Consider the following 19,305-nt stretch of genomic DNA (forward strand, 5'->3'; position numbering starts at 1 on the left):
ACCACCGATCTGGATCATCGGCCAGGCCCTGCTGGCTGGTGAAAGCGTGAAAAGGATAAGGAGAGATGAACAGTCTGTGCACCAACGCGCATGCTCGCTCACCTTGCCGTATCGAAACGGACCCCCAATATTGGTGTTTACGGAACGTAGCACCAAGCCCGAGAGGGGGTGTCCTGCGCGATGCGGCTCACCCAAGCAGCCACCGCATTCGGCCTGGCGGGACTCCTGTCCCTGACAGCCTGTTCCGGAGGTGGCACCTCCCAGGCTGCCGCCCCGGCACAGCAGAAGAGTCAAGAGCTCCACGACCTTCTGCCCGACAAGATCAAGAAGAGTGGCACGCTCAACGTCGCGGCGGGTCACAACTACCCGCCGCTGGTCTTCCTGGACACCGACAACAAGTCGGTCATCGGCCTGGAACCCGAGCTGATGAAGGGCGTCGGCCAGGTGCTCGGCGTCGAGGTGACGTTCAGCCAGGCCAGCTTCGACAGCCTCATCGCCGGCGTGCAGGCACGCCGCTATGACCTGGCCATCCAGGCGATGCTCGACAAGCCGGAGCGCCGCGAGAAGGTCACCTTCGTCGACTACTTCAAGACCAGCAGTTCGCTGCTGGTGCAGGAGAAGGACGCGCAGACGGTGAAGTCGCTCGACGACCTCTGCGGCAAGACCGTGGCCGTCGAGCAGGGCACCGCCCAGGCCGACGACGCCGAGCAGCAGAACAAGAAGTGCGCGGGGGCGGGCAAGCCCGCGGTCCAGGTGCTGGTGTTCCCCGACACGGTCGGCTGCCTGCAGGCCGTCTCCACCGGCCGGGCCAACGTCTTCATCGGCGGTACGCCCACGGTCAACTACCAGGCCGGCCAGTCCGGTGGCCGGATGAAGCAGGTGGGCGAGCCGTACCGGTTCCTCCCGTACGGGATCCTCGTCAACAAGGAGGACCAGAACCTGGCGAAGGCCGTACAGCAGGCCCTGCAGAAGCTGATGGACAACGGCTCCTATGCCAAGATCCTGGCCAAGTGGAAGATGGAGTCGGGCGCGCTCGACAAGGCCATGATCAACGGCGGCGAGTCGTGACCACCGGCCAGGACGCGCAGGCGCGCATCCAGGCCGTCCCGCTCCGTCATCCGGGGCGCTGGGCCGGCGCGGCCGTCCTCGGTTTCCTGGCGATCTTCCTGCTGCAGGGATGGCTGGCCAACCCGCGCATGCAGTGGGAGGTCGTCGGTGAATACCTGTTCTCGCCCGCGGTCCTGAGCGGGCTCGGCACCACACTGCTGCTCACGCTGCTCGCCATGGTCGTCGGCATCGCGGGCGGCATCGTGCTGGCCGTGCTGCGCATGTCGCCCAACCCGGTGGTGTCGTCGCTGAGCGCGTTCTACATCTGGATCTTCCGGGGTGTGCCGCTGCTGGTGCAGTTGCTGTTCTGGTATTTCCTGTCGGCGGTGGTGCCGACGATCGGGCTCGGCGTGCCGTGGGGGCCGACGTTCGTGTCGTTCGACACCAACATGATCATCACTCAGCTCACCGCGGCGGTGCTCGGGCTCGGCCTGCACGAGGCGGCGTACATGGGCGAGATCGTGCGGGCCGGCATCACCTCCGTCGACCCCGGCCAGACGGAGGCGGCCAACGCCCTGGGGCTGACCCGCTTCCAGACCCTGCGCAAGATCATTCTGCCGCAGGCCATGCGGGTCATCATCCCGCCGACGGGCAACCAGGTGGTCTCCATGCTCAAGACCACCTCGCTCGTGTTCGCCATCGCCGTACCGGAGCTGCTGACCTCGATCCAGGGCATCTACTCCCGGAACTTCCAGCAGGTCCCCCTGCTCACGGTGGCGTGTTTCTGGTACCTCGTGGCCACGACCGTCCTGAACACCGGACAGCACTACATCGAACGCAGGTTCAGCCGATGAAGGCCCTCATCCGCGCGGAAGGCGTGCACAAGCGTTACGGGACGCTCGACGTGCTCAAGGGCATCGACCTGGAGGTCGCGGAGGGCGAGGTGCTGGCCGTGATCGGCCCGTCGGGGTCCGGCAAGTCGACCTTCCTGCGCTGCGTCAACCACCTCGAACGCATCGACGCCGGCCGCCTCTACTTCCGCGACCGCCTGATCGGCTACGAGGAGCGCGACGGGAAGGTCTACGAGCTGCCGGACAAGGCGATCGCCGCCCAGCGGGTGGACATCGGCATGGTCTTCCAGCGCTTCAACCTCTTCCCGCACATGACGGCGCTGGAGAACATCATGATGGCGCCGATCATGGTCAAGAAAGAGCCCAAGGCGGAGGTACGAGAACGCGCCCACGCCCTGCTGACCCGCGTGGGCCTGGCCGACAAGGCGAACAGCCGCCCCGACCAGCTCTCCGGCGGCCAGCAGCAGCGCGTCGCCATCGCCCGCGCCCTGGCGATGCGGCCCGATCTCATGCTGTTCGACGAGCCGACCTCGGCCCTCGACCCCGAGCTGGTGGGCGAGGTCCTCGACGTCATGCGCGACCTGGTCAGCGTGGACGGCATGACGATGATCATCGTCACCCACGAGATGGGATTCGCCCGCGAGGTGTGCGACACCATCGTCTTCATGGACGACGGGGTCGTCGTGGAGTCCGGGCCACCCGCCGCCCTGCTCGGCGAGCCCCGGCACGAGCGCACCCGGGCATTCCTCAGCAAGGTCCTCTGAAACAGCCCCGAAGGGTAGATATCCACGTGTCCCGCGTCATCGTTCTCGGCGCCGGAGTGCTCGGTGCCTCCGTCGCCTATCACCTGGCCGTCGCAGGGGCCCAGGTCGTCGTCATCGAAGCCGGCGGCCCCGCCGCGGGCACCTCCAGCGCGACCTTTTCCATGGACGTCACCCATCTGAAGACCCCGCGCACCTACTACGAGCTGAACCGCGCCAGCTCCGCCCTGCACGCCACGCTGGCCGACGAGCTCGAAGGCCCGTCGTGGCGGCACCCCATGCCCGCCATCCAGTGGGGCGACAGCGAGGAGAGCCGGCGGGGGCTGCGCGAGCGGGCCGTCCGCCTCAGGTCGTGGGGGCATCCCTGCCGCCTCGCCGACCCGTCCGAGCTGCGCGAACTCGCCCCCGCCGTCGATCCGGCGTCGTGCACGGCGAGCGAGCTCGTCGTCCACGACCAGAGCGCGTGGTACGACGCCCCGCTCTTCGTCCAGCGCCTGCTCGACCGCGCGGCCACGCTCGGCGCCGACATCCGGTACGGCCTGCGCGCCCACGCGCTGATCCGCCGCGGCGACGCCGTCGCCGGGGTCGAGACCGGTGCGCGGCGCTGGGAGGCCGACCTGGTGGTCAACTGCACCGGCCCGGACGCCGACCGTATCGCGGCGCTGGCCGGCAGCGATCTCCCCATGAGCCAGATCCCCGGGCTGGTCGGAGAGAGCACCCCCGTGCCCGGTCTCCGGCTCGACGCGATCCTGGCCACGCCCCAGGTGGACCTGCGTCCCGCCCCGGGAGACCGGATCTGCTCCATCTCCTGGCCGGTCGACGCGCTGCTCTCCGAACAGAGCGACGACGCCCTGGCGGACCGGTTGCACGCCGGTGGCCAGCGCATTCTGCCCGCGCTGCGCACCGCCCGGCTGGCCGGCGTACGGCTCGGCGTCCGGCCCGTGCCGGCGGACGGCCTGCCGCTGGCGGGCACGCACCCCGGCGCCCCCGGCCTCTACCACCTCGTCTCGCACAGCGGCGTCAACCTCGCGCCCGAGCTGGGCCGGCTCGCGGCTCAGGAGATCATCGACGGCGAGGGCCCCGACCTCGCGCCGTACCGCGTGACCCGCGACATCGCGGCCTCCGTGAAGGACGAAAGCCTGACTCTCATGACGACATCCTGAGCCTTGACGGGTGCGTCGAGATCGTCAACACTCCCCAAATATGACCGAGTGCGCCTGACCGGCGCGCTCGGCCCGGGAATGTTAGCGCTATCATCCGGCGGACGGGACGTTGATATGTCGAACATGATTCCCAGGCGTGAGGCTCTGCGACTGGCGGTGCTGGCGGCCGCCACCCCGTCCGCACTCGCCTCCATCCAGCTCGGCACCGCCGCCGCCGCGACCGCGCCGCCACCACAGCACGACCCGCCGGTGCCCGGCGCCTGGACCGTGCGGCCGTTCGCGAACAGCCAGGTCACGTTGGGTGCGAGCCTGTTCAGCGTCAACCGCGACCGGATACTGACCTTCCTGCGGGCCTATCCCGCCGACCGCATGCTGGCCAACTTCCGGGCCAACGCCGGGCTGGACACGCTGGGCGCCCAGCCGCCCGGTAGCTGGGACGACGCCACGGGCAACCTGCGCGGCCACTACAGCGGGCATTTCCTCAGCGCGCTGGCCCTGGCGTACGCGGGCTCCGGCGACGCGTTCTACAAGGACAAGGTCGACTACATGGTCAAGGCGCTCGGCGAGTGCCAGGACGCGCTGGCCGCCAGGGTCGGGCAGCCCGCGCCTCCCGCGCCCCCGGTCGCCAGGGTGGCGGGCAGGGCCGGCAAGGCGGCGAAACTCGACGGCCCCCAGTACGTGTCACTGCCGGCGGGCATCGTGAGCGGCCTCGACGACTTCACCATCGCCGTGTGGCTGAACCCGGCCGCGATCACCACCTGGGCCCGGATCTTCGACTTCGGCACCGGTACGAGAAGCAACATGTTCCTGACCGTGAGCGCGGGCTCCGCGCCGAGATTCGCCATCACCACCACCGGCGGCAACGGCGAGCAGCGCATCAACGGCAGCGGCCGGTTACCCACCGGCGAGTGGACGCACGTGGCGGTCACCCTGTCGGGAAGCACCGGAACCCTGTACGTGAACGGCACGGCGGCCGGCACGAACACCGCCATGACCCTCAAGCCGTCGAGCCTCGGAACGACCGGGGACAACTGGATCGGGAAGTCGCGGTACGGCGACCCGTACCTGCGGGCGTCGGTGGACGAGTTCCAGATCTACGACCGCGCGCTGTCCGGGGCGGAGATCACGGCCCTGGCGAACGACGCGAACGGCGGCAACGTCGCCCGGTACGCGTTCGACGAGGACGGCGGCGAGGTCGCGGGCGACTCCTCGGGCAATGGGAAGGACGCCCGGCTGATCTCCGAGTCCGCCGGAAGCCCCGGCCCGAGCCACCCCGGCTTCCTGGCCGCCTACCCCGAGACGCAGTTCATCCTGCTGGAGCAGTACACCACCTATCCGACGATCTGGGCGCCCTACTACACCTGCCACATGATCATGCGTGGGCTGCTCGACGCCTACCAGTACGCGGGCAACGAGCAGGCGCTCGCCATCGCGCTGAAGATGGGCGACTGGGTGCACAGCCGGCTCGGCAAACTGCCCCGGGCGCAGCTCGACCGTATGTGGGGCATCTACATCGCGGGCGAGTACAACGGCATGAACACCGTGATGGCCGACCTCCACGCCCTCAGCGGCAAGGAGGAATATCTGACGACGGCCAAGTGCTTCGACAACACCGCGCTCCTCACGGCCAGCGTCAACAACGAGGACACGCTCAACAGGAAGCACGCCAACCAGCACATTCCCCAGTTCATCGGCTACCTGTCCGTTTTCGAGCGCACCCAGGAACGCCGCTATTTCGACGCCACCGTGAACTTCTGGGACATGGTCGTGCCCCATCGCACGTTCACCGACGGCGGCACGGCGGGACCGACCGACAACGGCGAGCTGTTCGGCGCCCGCGACGTCATCGTCGGCACCCTGGGCACCAACAATGCCGAGACCTGCTGTGTCTACAACATGCTGAAGCTGAGCAGGCACCTGTTCTTCCACACGGCGAACCCGAAGTACATGCAGTATTACGAGCGGGCCCTCTACGGCCAGATTCTCGCCTCGCGCCGGAACATCGACAGCACCACGGATCCGCTGCTCACCTACTTCATTCCGATGCGGCCCGGCGCCGCCCGGAGTTACGGCAACCTCGGCACCTGCTGCGGCGGAACCGGCCTGGAAAGCCTCACGAAGTTCCAGGACTCGATCTATTTCCGGTCGGCGGACGACTCGGCGCTCTACGTGAACCTCTATCTGGCCTCCGAACTGAACTGGCCGGAGAAGAACTTCACCATCAAGCAGACCACGAACTATCCGACCGACCCGGCCGGGGTGACGACGCTCACCGTCGAGGGCACCGGCCGGCTGGCCGTGAAACTGCGCGTGCCCTATTGGGTGGAGAAGGGCTTCACGGTCCGGGTCAACGGGGGCGACCAGCACGTCAACGCCAAGCCCGGCGAATACGTAACAATCGACCGGACCTGGCAGCGCGGCGACCAGATCAGGATCTCGATGCCGTTCTCCCTGCGGGTGGAGAAGGCGCTGGACATCCCGACCACCCAGAGCATCGCGTACGGCCCCGTGCCGATGGTCGCCAAGAGCAACGAGACGACGTTCCGCGAATTCTCCTTCTACAAGGACTTCACGCTCGCCGGGGATCTCGCGCGGACCATGACGTCCACCGCCCCGATGACCTTCACCACGCACGGCCTGCCCCTGGTGCCCTTTTACCTCGGCGACACCGACCGCTACCACGCCTATTTCCATCGCGTCGAACCGAAGATCGTCTTCGGCACGGCGGACTCCGGCGTACCGAATTCCGCGCGGGCGGACTCGATGACGTACCTGGACGCGGTCTGGGCCCTGGCGCCCTTCGAGCACCAGCGCGCCTTCCTGGCCGCGGTGAGCAACACCGCGGACGAATGGGTCCGCGCCGGGCTGATGACCGCCGCCGAAAAAAGCGCGGTAGTGGCTGCGGCGCTCAAAGCCAGACTCCGCGCATAATGACGTGGGGGCCCGCTCTGTTCCGGAAATCAGCAGATCTGGAGGAGACTGCATGAAAATGAAACACGGCGTTTTAGCGGCGGCACTGATCGCCGGCGCACTCGCCCTCGGCTCGACCCCGGCCCAGGCCATTCCTCCGCCCCCGCCGGGGGGCGACAACCTCGTCGTCATCGCCTACTTCGAGGGTGACCAGCTCGTCGGGCAGCGCTGGTTCGGCTGCGGCCAGCCGGCCGGCCAGTGGGGGACACTGGCGGGCGTGATGAAGCTCTACCTCACCCCCTGCTGAGTTCGGAGCGCCGGTGCTTCCGCCACCGGCGCCCCTGAAAGTGCGACTTCCGCGGTATGCCATCTCCACTCATGGGTGAATGCGTGCCGGGACCACGCGGAGTTACATTGGCGGATGCTCAACGGCGCGCCCCCCGCGATCCAGCGGCTGTCGAAGATCAACGCCACGATCGCCGACACCGCACTGGCCCTTTTCCTGATCGTCACGAGCTGGTTGTGGGCCCTGGCCGAGCCGGACCAGGGCCGCCTTCCGGCCGACCCGCCATCGCTGGCCCTGATCCTGCTGGTCAACGCCCCTCTCGCGGCCCGCCGTCGTGTGCCGTACCTCGTGCTGGTGGTCAGCGTGTCCGGGGCGGTGGTCTACCACCTGCTCGGCTACCACCGCGGGCTCAACAGCATGGGCCCGCTGCTGGCGCTCTACACCGTCGCCGCGCACCGGCCGTTGCGCGCCGCGTTCGCCTGCTCGGTGCCCGTGATCGCCGAGTGGACGCACGCCTCCTCGCTGGCGCCGGGGGTGGCCGTCTGGTCCGCGCTGGGGCAGGCGCTGGTGGTGGCCGGCTGCGCCGTGAGCATCGGCGCGAGCGTGCGGCTGCTGGACACGCGTACGAGGCAGCTCGCGGAGCTGGCCGACCGGCTGCACCAGGAGCAGGAGGCGGCCGCGCACCGGGCGGTGACGCTGGAGCGCATGCAGATCGCCCGCGAACTGCACGACGTGGTCGCCCACCACATGTCGGTGATCTCGGTACAGGCCGGTCTCGGGCGTTATGTGGCGTTCTCCGAACCCGAGACCGCGCGGCAGACTCTGGACGTCATCGCCCGCACCAGCAGCGCGGCCCTGACCGAGATGCGGCGGCTGCTGTCGATCCTGCGGGTCGAGCCCGCCGGCGAGGACGAGGAGCTCTACACCACCACTCCGGGCCTCGAACGCCTGCCGGCGCTGGTCGAGCGGATGCGGCTGGCGGGCCTGTCCATCGACATGACCGTCGAGGGTACGGCGCGGCCGCTGCCGCCGGGCCTGGATCTGTGCGCGTTCCGTATCGTGCAGGAGGCGCTGACGAACGTGCTCAAGCACGCTGGCGACGACGCCCGTGTCCGGATCGTGGTCACCTACGACCCGGACGACCTGGCCCTGCGCATCACCGACGACGGGCACGGCACCCCGGCGGCGGCGCCGGGAGGGCACGGCCTGCTCGGCATGGCGGAACGGGTGAGGCTCTACCACGGCACGATCACCGCGGGCCCGCTTCCGCAAGGGGGTTACGAGGTGGCGGCGTCCTTTCCGCTGTGACCATGTACCGCGGATGGACAGCACAATTCAATCCAGGGGTTGAGGATTCGGCGGTCCTGGCCGCGATCGACCGGCTGGGCTTCCGCCCCAACCGGGCCGCGCGGGCCCTCGGCCTCGGCCGGGCCAGCGGCGTCACAGCGACCAGCCGGACAAATGGCACACGGGCGGTGCCGGTGGGTGCACCGAGCGTTCTTATGGCGATGTCGCCGAGGGCCAGGACATCACGTTCAAGGCCTGCCTGGGTCTGGCGCGCACCGGCTACATCCTTCCGGGTTCGTGCGGCGATCACACCACCGGCATCACCTGATGCTCCAGGGTGATCGTGGTTCCGTCGGCGTCCGAGTGCACGGTGAACCGGCCGACGTTGTGGCGGGCGAGCCAGAGGCCGCGGCCGCTGGGGCTCTCCGGTGGCGCCGGCCGGTCGGCGAGCTGTTCGGGCATCCCCGGTCCGCGATCGGTGACCCGGCAGTGCAGCCGGTGACCGGCGTACCAGAGAAGGAGCCGGCCGCTGCCGCCGCCGTGCCGTACCGCGTTCGTGGTGATCTCGTTGACGGCCACCACGAACCGGTACAACGCCAGCCCGTCCAGGTTCCACCGGCCGCAGAAGCGTTCGACCTCGTGCCTGACCTCGGCGAGCGTCCGCAGATCGAAGTCGCGTACCAGGAGGTCAGCCATCGCGGCCCACCTCCGGAGATAGAGGGCGGGCGGCCAGGATGCAGGTGTCGTCGTCGGGGTTGGCGTGGCGCAGCCGGCCCAGCAGCTCGGCCAGGGGCTGGGCGCTCGGCTCGGCGGTGAGGTGGTCGAGTACGGCGACGACGGGAGCGAGCCCGTCGTCCAGGCTCCGGTGGCGGTGTTCGATGAGCCCGTCGGTGTAGAGGAGCAGCACGTCGCCCGGCCGCAGGGTGGCGTCGGCGGTTTCGTAGTGGGCCGTCGGGAAGGCGCCGAGCAGGGAGCCTTCTGGCGGGTCGAGCTCGGTGGTGACGCCGGCCCGCGACAGCAGCGGCGCCGGGTGCCCGGCCCTAGCCCACACCAGCCGGCCGGTCCCCGGCTCGTAGCGGGCCACCACCGCGGTCGCCGTCACGGGCAGCGAACTGCGGGACATGTCGGGGAGCTGGCCGGCGAAGAGCAGCCGGTTCAGGGCGGTCAGCAGCTTCCCCGGATCGTCGGTGGTGGTGACGGACAGCGCGGCCAGCCCGTGACGCAGTTGTGCCATGGCGGCGGCCGCCTCGATGCCGTGCCCGGCCACGTCGCCCACCGCCAGCAGGACACGGCCGTCACCGACCGGCGCGGCGTGATACCAGTCGCCGCCGACCCGGCCGGCCTGCTCGGCGGGCAGGTAGCGCACCGCGACCCGGAGCCCGGGCAGGTCGATCGGATCGACCGGCATCGGCAGCACGATCTGCTGCAGGCGCCCGGCGAGCTTGTGCTCGGCGGCCAGGCTCTCCTGGTGCTCGCGCAGTTGCCGCTCGACCTCCGTGAGCCTGAGGCTGCTGGTCTCGCGGGCGGTGGCGTCCTGGACGATGCCGTACACCTTGACCGGCTGACCGTCGCCGTCGCGCACAGTGTCCACGACGGTGCGGATGTACTTGATCCGGCCGGACAGGCGGATGCGGTGCGTCACGTCGACCGACTGGCCGCGCCCGAACGCCTCGGCCGCCTGCCGGCGCACGGGCACGTCGTCGGCCAGGGTGAGCGCCTCGGTCTCCTCCCTGGACAGCGGCCCCAGCGCGGGGTCGCGCTCGTAGATGCGATACAGCCCGTCCGACCAGAGGACCTGCCCGGTGACCAGGTCCCATTCGCCCCAGCCGAGGTTGCCCAGCCGCTCGGTCTGCGCGATGCGGTCGCTCAGCCGGGTCTCCTCGTCGTGGCGGATCCAGGTGTTGAGCAGGCCGGACCCGACCGGCCACATCTTGACGGTGAGCAGGATCTCCCGCCCGGCGGAACCGGCATAGGGAACCGGCCCCACCTCGCGCGGCACGCCGTCGCCGATCGTCAGGCCCCACGCCTCCCAGATCGGCCCGCCCACGATGGAGGGGTAGACCTCGCTCATCGTCCTGCCCAGCAGGTGCGCGCCGCCGCGCCCCGACAGGTCCACCACCGCCGGGCTCACCGCCGCGAACGTGTAGTCCGTGACCCGTCCCGCCGCGTCATAGCGCGGTTCGAGGAGAACGTGCTGGTCGGACAGGGTGTCGAGGATCTGCTGTACGGCCTGGACCCACCGGTCGTCCGTCTGCGGGGCGGCTGCGGGCGGCGACCACCCGCCGTTCCGCGGCGCGGGGCGCAGGGCGGCGTCCAGGGCCGCGGTCAGGGCCGCTCCCCCGGGCCGTCCCTCCATGGCCGCCAGCACGTCGGAGGCGAGCGCGTCCGCCTGGCGCCGCTGTTCGGCGGCCAGCCGCACCAGGTAGGCGTGCGCCTCTCCGACCTGGCAGCCCACCCGCCCGGCCAGCAGCCCGCTGGCCTGCGCCAGCAGCACCTCCGGCGCCGATCGGGCCTCCTCGATGCTGGCGTGCAGATCGGCCAGCCGGTTCCGGTAGCCCGCAAGAGGATCCATCACCTGGCGGCTCTCACGTCAGACCGAAGGCCTTAGCCAGGCCCGTCGTCCGCAACTGGTCCAGCAGCCGCTGGCTGGGATTCTGTACGCGGTACTCCGCCTCGACGTCCAGAGCGGCGCGCATCCCGTCGACGAGCACGCTGATCCCGGTGGAGTCCATGAACGTCACGTCGGCCAGGTCCACGAACACCGCGGGCGGCCGCTGATCGGCTATGGCCTCGCGGAACGTCTTGTGGATCTCGTTCGCGTTCGTGAAGTCGATCTCACCCCGCAGCACCAGCCGCAGCGTGCCGTCCTCGTTCGTTTCGACCGACACCTCGCCCATACGCGTCCAACCTCCGATGCCGCCGCATCAATGGGACCGAGTATTGCGGATGGTCTCACGTGGGCCCCGGCCATGTCAGCGGTACATTCGTATGGCGAAATCCGGTTGCCGTGGTCGCGCGCCCGGATGACGCGGGCGGCGCCCCAGACGCTGGTCGTCGCTAGGGGGTGGCCGGGTTGCCGGCGCGCGTGACCTCTTGGGTGAAACCGGCCGGCGGAGGTACGGGAGTGCGGGCGGCGATCACCATCACGACGAGGCCGGCCGCCACGACGGCGGCGCCCACGTACAAAGGTGCGGTGTAGCCCAGGCCGGCGCTGATCGCGAGGCCGCCGAGCCAGGCGCCCAGGGCGTTGCCGACGTTGGAGGCCGAGACGTTGGCGCTGGCGGCGAGCGGCGCGCCACCGGCGGCGTCCGTGACCCGGGTGATCATGCCGGGCACACTGGCGAACCCGAAGACGCCCATCAGGAAGACCAGGACCACCGACGCGATCCGCCCCTCGGCCAGCAGCCCGAACGCCGCGAGCGTGACGGCGAGCCCGGCCAGGGACACGATCAGCGTGCGGTCGCGGCCGCGATCGGCCGCCCGCCCTCCGGCGACATTGCCGATCACCAGGCCGCCGCCGTAGACGACGAGCAGCCAGGCGACGTCGGTGCCGGAGAAGCCGGTGACCTCGGTGAAGGTGTAGGCGATGTAGCTGAACGCCCCGAACATGCCGCCGTAGCCGAGGGCGGTGGCGGCGAGGGTCAGCCAGACCTGCCAGGAGCGGAAGGCGCGGAGCTGCGGACGCAGGCCGGCCACCCGGTGCGCCCGGTCCACGGCGCCCGCCCAGGCCGGGACCCAGATGGCGATGGCGGCCAGGGCCAGCACGCCGATCCCGGTGATCGCCCAGAACGTGGCGCGCCAGCCCCACCGTTCGCCGACCAGGGCGCCGAACGGCACGCCCAGCACGTTGGCGACGGTCAGCCCGGCGAACATCATCGCGACCGCGCGCGAGGCTCGCTCCGGCGGGACCATGCGGCGGGCGACGAGCGAGCCGATGCCGAAGAAGGAGCCGTGGCACAGGGCGGCCACGATCCGGCCGATCATCGCCACGGTGTACGTGGACGCGACGGCGGACAGCAGGTTGCCGGCGACGAACAACGCCACCAGCCCGACGAGGACGGCCTTACGGTGGAGGCGGGTGGTCGCGGCGGTCAGCAGGATCGCGCCGATCGCGACGCTCAGGGCGTACCCCGAGATGAGCCACCCGGCCGCGGCCTCGGAGACCTCCAGGGTGCGGCTCACCTGGGGCAGCAGGCCCGCGATCACGAACTCGGTCAGGCCGATGCCGAAACTGCCGAGCGCGAGCGCGAGCAGGCCGGCGGGCATCCGCCGCACGTCCCCGTCTTGTCGGATTTTCACCCGAAATATCATGCCCCACTACCGGGAGTAACCGGGACGAAAAGCGTCCACGATGATGCCTGGCCCGGTCATGAGCCGCGCGCCCGTTCCTCGAAGGTCGTGAGCGGGAGGGGCGGACGGGCTGACCGACCGGCGTGTGAAGAGACGCCCGGCGCGACTACGCACGACTGTTCGGCCTGGCCGTGACGGGAGTCGGCCGGACCGAACCTGCTGCCGCCCTCGCCATTCCAGATGTGCAGCGTGCTGCCGTCCTTGATGGCGGCCAGATCGCTGATGCCGTCATTGTTGTAATCACCCGCCACCGGCTTACTGAACGCCGGACCAGCCGCCACCGATCTCCTGACGGGTGGCGAAATTGTTGTTGCCCTCGCCGTTCCAGATCGACAGCGTGCCGGTCGTCTCGGAGAAGATGTCACCGATCCCGTCCGGGTCGAAATCCGCGCCGGACACGGGAGCGAGGTCATCGACGATGTTCTTGTACCGGATCGGGGTGTAGTTCTGCATGCTCGCCCAGGATTCGTCCCCGCGGTCTCCGTGGGAGTTGACGACCGGGCCTTTCGCCCAGTCGTCCTGCCAGCCGTCGTTATTGGAATCGCTGCCGCCATTGAGGGAGTAGGTCCATGCGCCCTGCGTGTGATCCTGCTCGTTCTTCCAGCGAGCGAAGAGTTCCATGTGCCCGTTACGGAGAATCGCGTCGCCGGGCAGGAGTTGGTGCAGGCTCGACAGATTGACTTTTCCGGAGTATCCCGCGAAGTCGTCCGTGCTGTTGCCGTCCTTTCCGGAATTCGCGGTGATGTGCCAGGCCATGGAGACCAGGCCGGAGCAGTCGGGGCCGTACTTGTTGTCCCCCTCCGCGTCCGTGACCAGGGTGTTGGGCAGGCGGGTGAGGTTGTAGCGGACGTTGCGGTCGACCCAGTTCTGGGCGCGTGCCAGGACTTCTGACCGGGTGATTCTTCCGCCGGGGGAGCTTTCCGCATGGGCGGTGTCCATGGTGGTGAAGGTGAACGTCGCGGCGAAGAGCGCGAGGCCCGACAACAGGCTGGCGGGGGCCTAATTTTTTCGGCATCGTCAATCCCTCTCAAGGGCTGGGTAAAGGCTTTCCAGCAGTTAAGAGGTCACCGGTGATAAGCGTCAATTACAAGGGGACCGCCGGACGCCGGAACATACCGGCGATATACCGGCGCGTCCTGGGCGGCGAAATGATGGAACGCGCGGAGGGTGGCCGTGATGCGCACGGGTTCCGGCACATGGAGGACCGCCTGCTCGCGGGCGTAGAGGCGGATCAGGTCGTGCATCCGATAGCGGCCGGGGCCGGCGGGTTCGAGGAGGCGGGCGTCCAGGAGGTGGTTGAGCGCGGTTTCCGCGCGGTGTTCCGGCCAGTCGGTGAGGGCGGACGCGGCCGGCACCGTGTGGGTGGGCGTTTCCAGCAGGCCGAGCATGAGGAACGTGTGGGCGGCGTCGTGCCCGACGGGTTCTGCCGGGAGGTGCTCCAGGCTGACGGCGATGCTGTCGCGGATCGCCAGGTCGGCGTGTTCGAGGGCGTCGAGGCGGCGGTCGGGATCGGCGAGTTGGTCGGCCAGGGCGGTCAGCGTACGGCCGGAGTGGGCGGCCAGGCGCGCGGCCGCGATGCGCAGCGCGAGAGGGAGGCCGCCGCACTGCCGGATGATCCGCCGGGCCGCGTCCGGTTCCGCGCGGAGCCGGCCGGGGTCCGCGATGCGGGCGAACAGCTCGGTGGCGTCGTCGGGTTCGAGGCCGGTCAGGCGCAGGTGGCTCGCGCCGTCGAGCGAGGCCATGATCTGGCGGCTGGTGACGATGACCGCGCACGAGGGGCCTGCGGGGATGAGCGGCCGGACCTGGGTCGCGTCGAGCGCGTCGTCGAGGAGGACGAGCAGGTTGCGCGTCGAGGTGAGCGAACGGTAGCGGGCTGTGGCCTCCTCCAGGGTGGCCGGGATGGCGGCGCCGCCGAGCCCGAGCGAGCGCAGCAGGCGGCTCAGGGCCTCGTACGGTGACAGCGGCTGGACCCCGGCGGTGGCGCCGCGCAGATCGACGTAGAGCACGCCGTCGGCGAAACGGCCGGCTACGGCGTGCGCGGCGTGAACGGCCAGCGCGGACTTGCCCATCCCACCAGGCCCGTGCACGGCGGCGACGGCCGGCGGCCCCGGCACGGTCCCGTCCACGGTTGCGGCATCCGGCAGACCGGACACGGTGTCGGTGAGTGTCCTGTGCAGCCAGGCGGTTTCCGTGGTTCTGGCGGTGAACGCCCGGGTGTCGGCGGGGAGTTCGATCGGGATGACGGGCTTGGCGAGCGTCGTCCGCTGCGCGGGAGCGGCGAGGTGCAGCGCGGGATCGCGCCGGAGCACCGCCCGCCGCAGCCCGCGCAGCGCCACACCCGGTTCGATGCCCAGCTCATCGGCCATGACGCGGCGGGTGTCCTCGTACACCGCGAGCGCCTCGGAGGCCCGGGCGGCCCGGTAGAGCGCCAGCATCAACTGGGCGCGCGGACGTTCCCGCAGCGGGTGAGCCTCGGCGTGGGCGGTGAGCACCGGCACCACCGCGTCGTGATCACCGGCCGCCAGGCGCAGGTCGGCGTGGTCCTCCAGCGTGGTCAGGCGCTCCTCCTCCAGCCGGGCGGACTCCACCCGCGCCCACGAGGCGGTCATGCCGGCCAGCGCGTCACCCCGCCACAGCGCCAGCGCCCGCTGGAACAGCTCACCGGCCATCGTGATGTCGCCACGAGCGCGCGCGGCACGCGCCCGGCGCCCCAGGAGCGTGAACCGGTGGGCGTCGACGTGCTCGCACGCGAGGTTCAGCTGGTATCCGCCGGAGACGGTCTCGATGACGTCCCTGTACGGCCCCAGCGACCCGCGCAGCTTCGACACCACGATGTGCAGTTGCTTGCCCGCCGTCGTCGCCGTGTGCTCGCCCCACACCTGGGTGAGCAGCTCTTCCGCGGCGACCGGCTGCCCGGCGCTCAGTGCCAGCCTGGCCAGCACCCCGATCCGCCGCTCGCCGGTCAGTCGCACCGGAACCCCGTTCGCCGTGGTCTCCCACGGCCCCAGGAGCTTGATCTCCAACCCCATCAGGCTCTCCTCGTCCTCGTGGACAGCCGACGCGAGTGAAAGGAATCCGGGCAGGCCAACAGACCGGCCCGCAAAGGGGCAGAAAGAGGGTGATCGTCAGGCGGCGTTCCCACCGAAAGCTCTGGCCATGCCGGTTCCACCCGCGCCCGCCTCGACTGCTCACCACTGTACGAAGCGGCGGGGTGGACCGGTGTCCGGTGAACGCCCTACACGTTGAGCTCGGCGAGGGTGATGAGCCCGTCATCGAGGGCGCGGACGACGAGTTCGCTCTTGGTACGAGCGGCCCGTCCCACGTTGGCGTACTTCACCCGTACGCGGGCGATATGGGTGTCCACGGTCTTGACCGTGATGTGGAGCTTCGCGGCGACGAGATCCTTGGACGAGGACACGAACCAGGCCCGCAGCACCTCGGTCTCACGCTGCGACAGGCGGGGCCGGCCCGGATCCTGGTCGGCGACGAGCGCCCCGGACAGCGCCGGCGCGGTGTAGGAGTCGCCCCGCGCGGCCGCCCGGATGGCGGGCACCAGGTGATCAGGACCCTCGCGCTTGGTCAGGTAGGCGAGGGCGCCGAGGTCGATGCACTTGATCGCGGTCGCGTCGTCGGTGTGCTGGGAGTACACGATCACGCGCCGGCCGTTGTCGACCAGCCTGCGCAGCTCGCCGAAGTCCGGCCGGCGCGGCACCAGCTCCAGGTCGAAGATCACCACGTCGGCGACGGCGCCGGGGCCGGTCCAGACGTCGGCGAGCCGGTCGCCCGCGTCGATGAGCTCGATCGGTGGCACGGCCTGGGAGCACCAGAAGCTCACGCCCGCGGTGATGGCCGCGTGATCGTCCACGATCACCGCGGTGATCAGCTCGTCGGCTGCCATCGGGCCTCCATCCAGACCGTGTCGTCGGTGTTCAGCGCCTCGACCTGTACGCCGGGGGTCGCCGGGCTCGGCACGTCCAGCTCGCCGCAGTCCGCGACCACGCTGACCGACACCAGGTCGGAGCCTCCCATGACGGTGATCCGGGCCCGGGAGGCGGTGGTGGCGAGGGCGATGAGGACCGCCTCGGTGAGATCGCGGCGAACGGCCACGGGCGGCTCGGGCCACTGGCCGCGCGCGTCCAGCTCCACCACGACACCCTTGCGGTCCGCGACGTCGATGCAGTGGCGCAGCTCGTGCAGCAGGGGGTTCGCGACGTCGTCCGCCTCGGCGAACAGTCTCCGCATCCGGGCCGCCTCGATGGCGCAGCGCCGCTGGACCACCGGGTCCTCGGGGCGCAGGGAGCCGTCGGCGAGCCCCTCCAGGAGCGGGATCGTGGTGACCGACAGCTCGGCGAACCGCTGCCGCCTGCGGCCGTGGGACTCCACGGCGACGGCCTCGGCGACGCGTACCCGCTCGATCTCGCCGCGGGAGGCCGCCGCCGCGGCGCTGAGGCCGCGCAGGACGGCCGCCACCACGGCCAGGCACATCGGGAAGCCGAACACGGTCACCGAGCCGGTGGCGAACCTGGCCATGTCCGACCGGCTGGGGTCGTCGAGCAGGAGCAGGTGGAGCAGGGCGGTGACCTCGTGGGCCAGCAGGAACGCCACGGCGGTCCGCAGCGGGCGATCGAGCAGCACGACGACGCCCACCCAGTTGGCCGCGCCGAAAGCCCAGTCGACGCCGCTGGATGTGCGCCCGTCCGGCAGGGTCACGTACGACAGCGCGGACGCGGCGAGCACGAGGGCGATGGCGGGCCCGCGCAGCCGGCCCCACGAACGCCCGAGGACGAGCAGCGTGGCCTCACCGGCGAGCACGGCTCCCAGCGCCGCGAAGGCGACCGCCTGCGCGAGCGGCCACGGGTAGAGGTGCTGGTAGCGCACCAGGTTGGCCAGTCCGAGCCCGCACACGATCGCCAGGGCGACCAGCAGCGCCGCGATCCGCAGGCCGTGCCTGAGCTGCGCGCGTGTCATCTCCTCGACGGTGTCACTCATGCCACTCCAGCCGTACGAGGGTGCCCTCGCCCGCGGCGGAGGTGATCGTGGCCGTGCCGCCGATACGGCTCATCCGGCCGCGTACGGACTCACGGATGCCGCGCCGGGTGGCGGGCACGTCCGCCGGCGCGAATCCCCTCCCCCGGTCGGCGATGTCGAGGCGCAGCGCCTTCGCGTCCCCGCGCAGCAGGACGGTCACCTGGGTCGTGCCCGCGTGACGGCGTACGTTGGTCAGCGCTTCCCGCGCCGCGTCGGCGATCGCCCTGGCGACGTCGAACGGCAGCCGCAACCGCTCGGGGGCGTCGAACTCCACGGTCAGGTGCGTGACCTCGAAGTCGGCGCGCAGCAGGCCGACGAGATCCGCGTACGGCGGCGCCCGCCTGCCGTCGGACGAGCGCAGCCAGTCCAGGTCGCGGCGCGCCTGCGGCGCCAGCCAGTCCGCGTCCGAACGTACCTGCCCGATGCCCACCATCAGCAGGGTCGTCGCCGCCGTGTCGTGCAGAGCGTTGGCGAGCTCGCGCTCCTCCGCCCGCGCCGCCGCGGCCACCAGCGACTCACCCCGCGCCCGCACGGCCTCGGCCGCCATCCGGTCGGCCCGTTCCGCGGCCCGCTTGACCAGCACCCACGCCGCCCGGGACAGCGCGGCGGCCGGGATCGCCCAGGCCGTCCCGGTGATCACGGTGCCGTCCTCCTCGACCGCGCCCGCCGCGACGAGGATGGCCACCGCCCCGCCCCCGGCCACCAGCGCCGCCGCCCCGCCCACCGGCGGCGGAGTGTGCCACTGGCACGTCACCCCGGCGAACATGACCAGGAGCCGCAACCACCCGGTGTTCCTGTCCTCGACGGCGCCGGTCAGGAAGACGCTCGCGAACAGGCCGAGCAGGACGACCACGTCGAGGGCGACCGGCAGGTTCCCCCGGCCCACGCGCAGCCACCACGCGTATCCGCAGGTCCAGGCGGCCGCGGCGGCGACCACGTACCCGGTGGCCGTCGCATGCTCGGGAGAGGCGCGGGTCAGGGCGATCACGCAGATCGGCACGAGGGTGGCCAGGCGGACGGCGGCGGCGTAACGGCGGCCGAAGTGCACCAGCAGCCGTACCGCTTCCTCTGCCAACCATCACCCCTCAGCTCACCCGTTCGGAGCCGAAGGTAGCAGTTTCCCGGCGTTCCTCCCCTAACAGAAACACCAGCACCATCGCGACAACGGCGGTGACGAGGGGAAACAGCGAGGACATCGCCAGCGCGTGCGCCGCCGCCTCCGGGTCCCCGGCGCGGAAGCACCCGAAGAACACGACCCCGATGATCGCGACGCCGAGCGCGCCGCCGACCTGCTGGGCGGTGGACAGCACCCCCGAGGCCACGCCGGTGTCGGCCGGGTCGATACGGGCCAGGACGGCGTTGAGCGACGGGGTGATGAGCAGGCCGCCGCCGGCGCTCTGCAGCATGAGGGTCGGGATGACCACTTCCGGCGTGAACGGCAGCCCGGACACCAGGACGGTCACGGTCGAGGCGTAGCCGAGCGCCAGCACGATGGCGCCGATCTCCAGCACGCGCCGGCCGTACCGTGGAACGAGCCGGCCGGCCAGGATCCACTGGAGCCGGCCGGTGGAGGCGCCCCAGCTCGGCCTGGATCGCCGGTTCCGCCACGACCACGATGAACG

The 19,305-nt window shown here is 70.6% G+C and carries 18 protein-coding genes; 7 read left to right on the forward strand and 11 right to left on the reverse strand.

Annotation, left to right across the window (positions count from 1 at the left end; genetic code table 11):
• The first annotated feature begins 180 nt into the window (after positions 1 to 180).
• The 7 genes from C4V41_RS24365 (at position 181) to C4V41_RS24395 (ending at position 8,326) form a co-directional block, all read left to right on the forward strand.
• Entirely contained in the window at positions 181 to 1,068 is an 888-nt protein-coding gene (locus C4V41_RS24365) for an ABC transporter substrate-binding protein (RefSeq protein WP_146103766.1), read from the forward strand.
• The gene (locus C4V41_RS24370) at positions 1,065 to 1,901 is read left to right on the forward strand and encodes an amino acid ABC transporter permease (RefSeq protein ID WP_103958226.1); all 837 of its coding nucleotides are present in this window, start codon (positions 1,065 to 1,067) and stop codon (positions 1,899 to 1,901) included. Before C4V41_RS24365 ends, C4V41_RS24370 begins: the two co-directional genes overlap by 4 nt.
• Positions 1,898 to 2,662 (forward strand): amino acid ABC transporter ATP-binding protein, encoded by a 765-nt coding sequence (locus C4V41_RS24375; RefSeq protein WP_103958227.1) that lies wholly within the window; start codon positions 1,898 to 1,900, stop codon positions 2,660 to 2,662. The genes C4V41_RS24370 and C4V41_RS24375 overlap by 4 nt, the downstream gene beginning before the upstream one ends.
• Positions 2,663 to 2,688: 26 nt before the next feature.
• Positions 2,689 to 3,822 carry an NAD(P)/FAD-dependent oxidoreductase gene (locus C4V41_RS24380; RefSeq protein WP_160150377.1) on the forward strand — a complete coding sequence of 378 codons (1,134 nt, stop codon included), beginning with the start codon at positions 2,689 to 2,691 and terminating at the stop codon, positions 3,820 to 3,822.
• A gap of 123 nt (positions 3,823 to 3,945) precedes the next feature.
• Positions 3,946 to 6,753, forward strand: a complete 2,808-nt coding sequence (locus C4V41_RS24385; protein ID WP_200824189.1) for a beta-L-arabinofuranosidase domain-containing protein — start codon at positions 3,946 to 3,948, stop codon at positions 6,751 to 6,753.
• A 52-nt stretch (positions 6,754 to 6,805) separates the two neighbouring features.
• On the forward strand, positions 6,806 to 7,039 hold the full coding sequence (locus tag C4V41_RS24390) for a hypothetical protein (RefSeq protein ID WP_103958230.1): 234 nt from the start codon (positions 6,806 to 6,808) through the stop codon (positions 7,037 to 7,039).
• A gap of 114 nt (positions 7,040 to 7,153) precedes the next feature.
• Positions 7,154 to 8,326 (forward strand): sensor histidine kinase, encoded by a 1,173-nt coding sequence (locus C4V41_RS24395; protein WP_103958231.1) that lies wholly within the window; start codon positions 7,154 to 7,156, stop codon positions 8,324 to 8,326.
• A 285-nt stretch (positions 8,327 to 8,611) separates the two neighbouring features.
• Here C4V41_RS24395 and C4V41_RS24400 read toward each other — a convergent pair whose 3' ends face one another.
• From C4V41_RS24400 to C4V41_RS24450, 11 genes are all read right to left on the reverse strand, one after another.
• Positions 8,612 to 9,001 (reverse strand): ATP-binding protein, encoded by a 390-nt coding sequence (locus C4V41_RS24400; RefSeq protein WP_103958232.1) that lies wholly within the window; start codon positions 8,999 to 9,001, stop codon positions 8,612 to 8,614.
• Complete coding sequence (locus C4V41_RS24405) at positions 8,994 to 10,877, reverse strand: PP2C family protein-serine/threonine phosphatase (RefSeq protein WP_235030354.1); 1,884 nt, start codon at positions 10,875 to 10,877, stop codon at positions 8,994 to 8,996. Before C4V41_RS24405 ends, C4V41_RS24400 begins: the two co-directional genes overlap by 8 nt.
• Before the next feature lie 13 nt (positions 10,878 to 10,890).
• Positions 10,891 to 11,202 carry an STAS domain-containing protein gene (locus C4V41_RS24410; protein WP_103958234.1) on the reverse strand — a complete coding sequence of 104 codons (312 nt, stop codon included), beginning with the start codon at positions 11,200 to 11,202 and terminating at the stop codon, positions 10,891 to 10,893.
• A gap of 160 nt (positions 11,203 to 11,362) precedes the next feature.
• A complete protein-coding gene (locus tag C4V41_RS24415) occupies positions 11,363 to 12,604 on the reverse strand; it encodes an MFS transporter (RefSeq protein WP_235030355.1) in 1,242 nt (413 codons plus the stop codon).
• Positions 12,605 to 12,672: 68 nt separating this feature from the next.
• Positions 12,673 to 12,906 (reverse strand): hypothetical protein, encoded by a 234-nt coding sequence (locus tag C4V41_RS24420; protein ID WP_103958235.1) that lies wholly within the window; start codon positions 12,904 to 12,906, stop codon positions 12,673 to 12,675.
• A 4-nt stretch (positions 12,907 to 12,910) separates the two neighbouring features.
• A complete protein-coding gene (locus tag C4V41_RS24425; protein ID WP_146103767.1) occupies positions 12,911 to 13,594 on the reverse strand; it encodes a hypothetical protein in 684 nt (227 codons plus the stop codon).
• Between the two features lie 125 nt (positions 13,595 to 13,719).
• Entirely contained in the window at positions 13,720 to 15,684 is a 1,965-nt protein-coding gene (locus C4V41_RS24430; protein ID WP_103958237.1) for an AfsR/SARP family transcriptional regulator, read from the reverse strand.
• A 206-nt stretch (positions 15,685 to 15,890) separates the two neighbouring features.
• Positions 15,891 to 16,553, reverse strand: coding sequence for a response regulator (locus C4V41_RS24435; protein WP_103958238.1), 663 nt, complete (start codon positions 16,551 to 16,553; stop codon positions 15,891 to 15,893).
• Complete coding sequence (locus tag C4V41_RS24440) at positions 16,535 to 17,644, reverse strand: hypothetical protein (RefSeq protein ID WP_103958239.1); 1,110 nt, start codon at positions 17,642 to 17,644, stop codon at positions 16,535 to 16,537. Before C4V41_RS24440 ends, C4V41_RS24435 begins: the two co-directional genes overlap by 19 nt.
• A complete protein-coding gene (locus tag C4V41_RS65375; protein WP_103958240.1) occupies positions 17,637 to 18,758 on the reverse strand; it encodes a sensor histidine kinase in 1,122 nt (373 codons plus the stop codon). The genes C4V41_RS24440 and C4V41_RS65375 overlap by 8 nt, the downstream gene beginning before the upstream one ends.
• 10 nt (positions 18,759 to 18,768) lie before the next feature.
• Positions 18,769 to 19,194, reverse strand: coding sequence for an MFS transporter (locus C4V41_RS24450; protein ID WP_103958241.1), 426 nt, complete (start codon positions 19,192 to 19,194; stop codon positions 18,769 to 18,771).
• Between the last annotated feature and the right edge of the window lie 111 nt (positions 19,195 to 19,305).

The sequence above is a fragment of the Nonomuraea solani genome, assembly GCF_900108335.1.
Lineage (GTDB): Bacteria > Actinomycetota > Actinomycetes > Streptosporangiales > Streptosporangiaceae > Nonomuraea > Nonomuraea solani.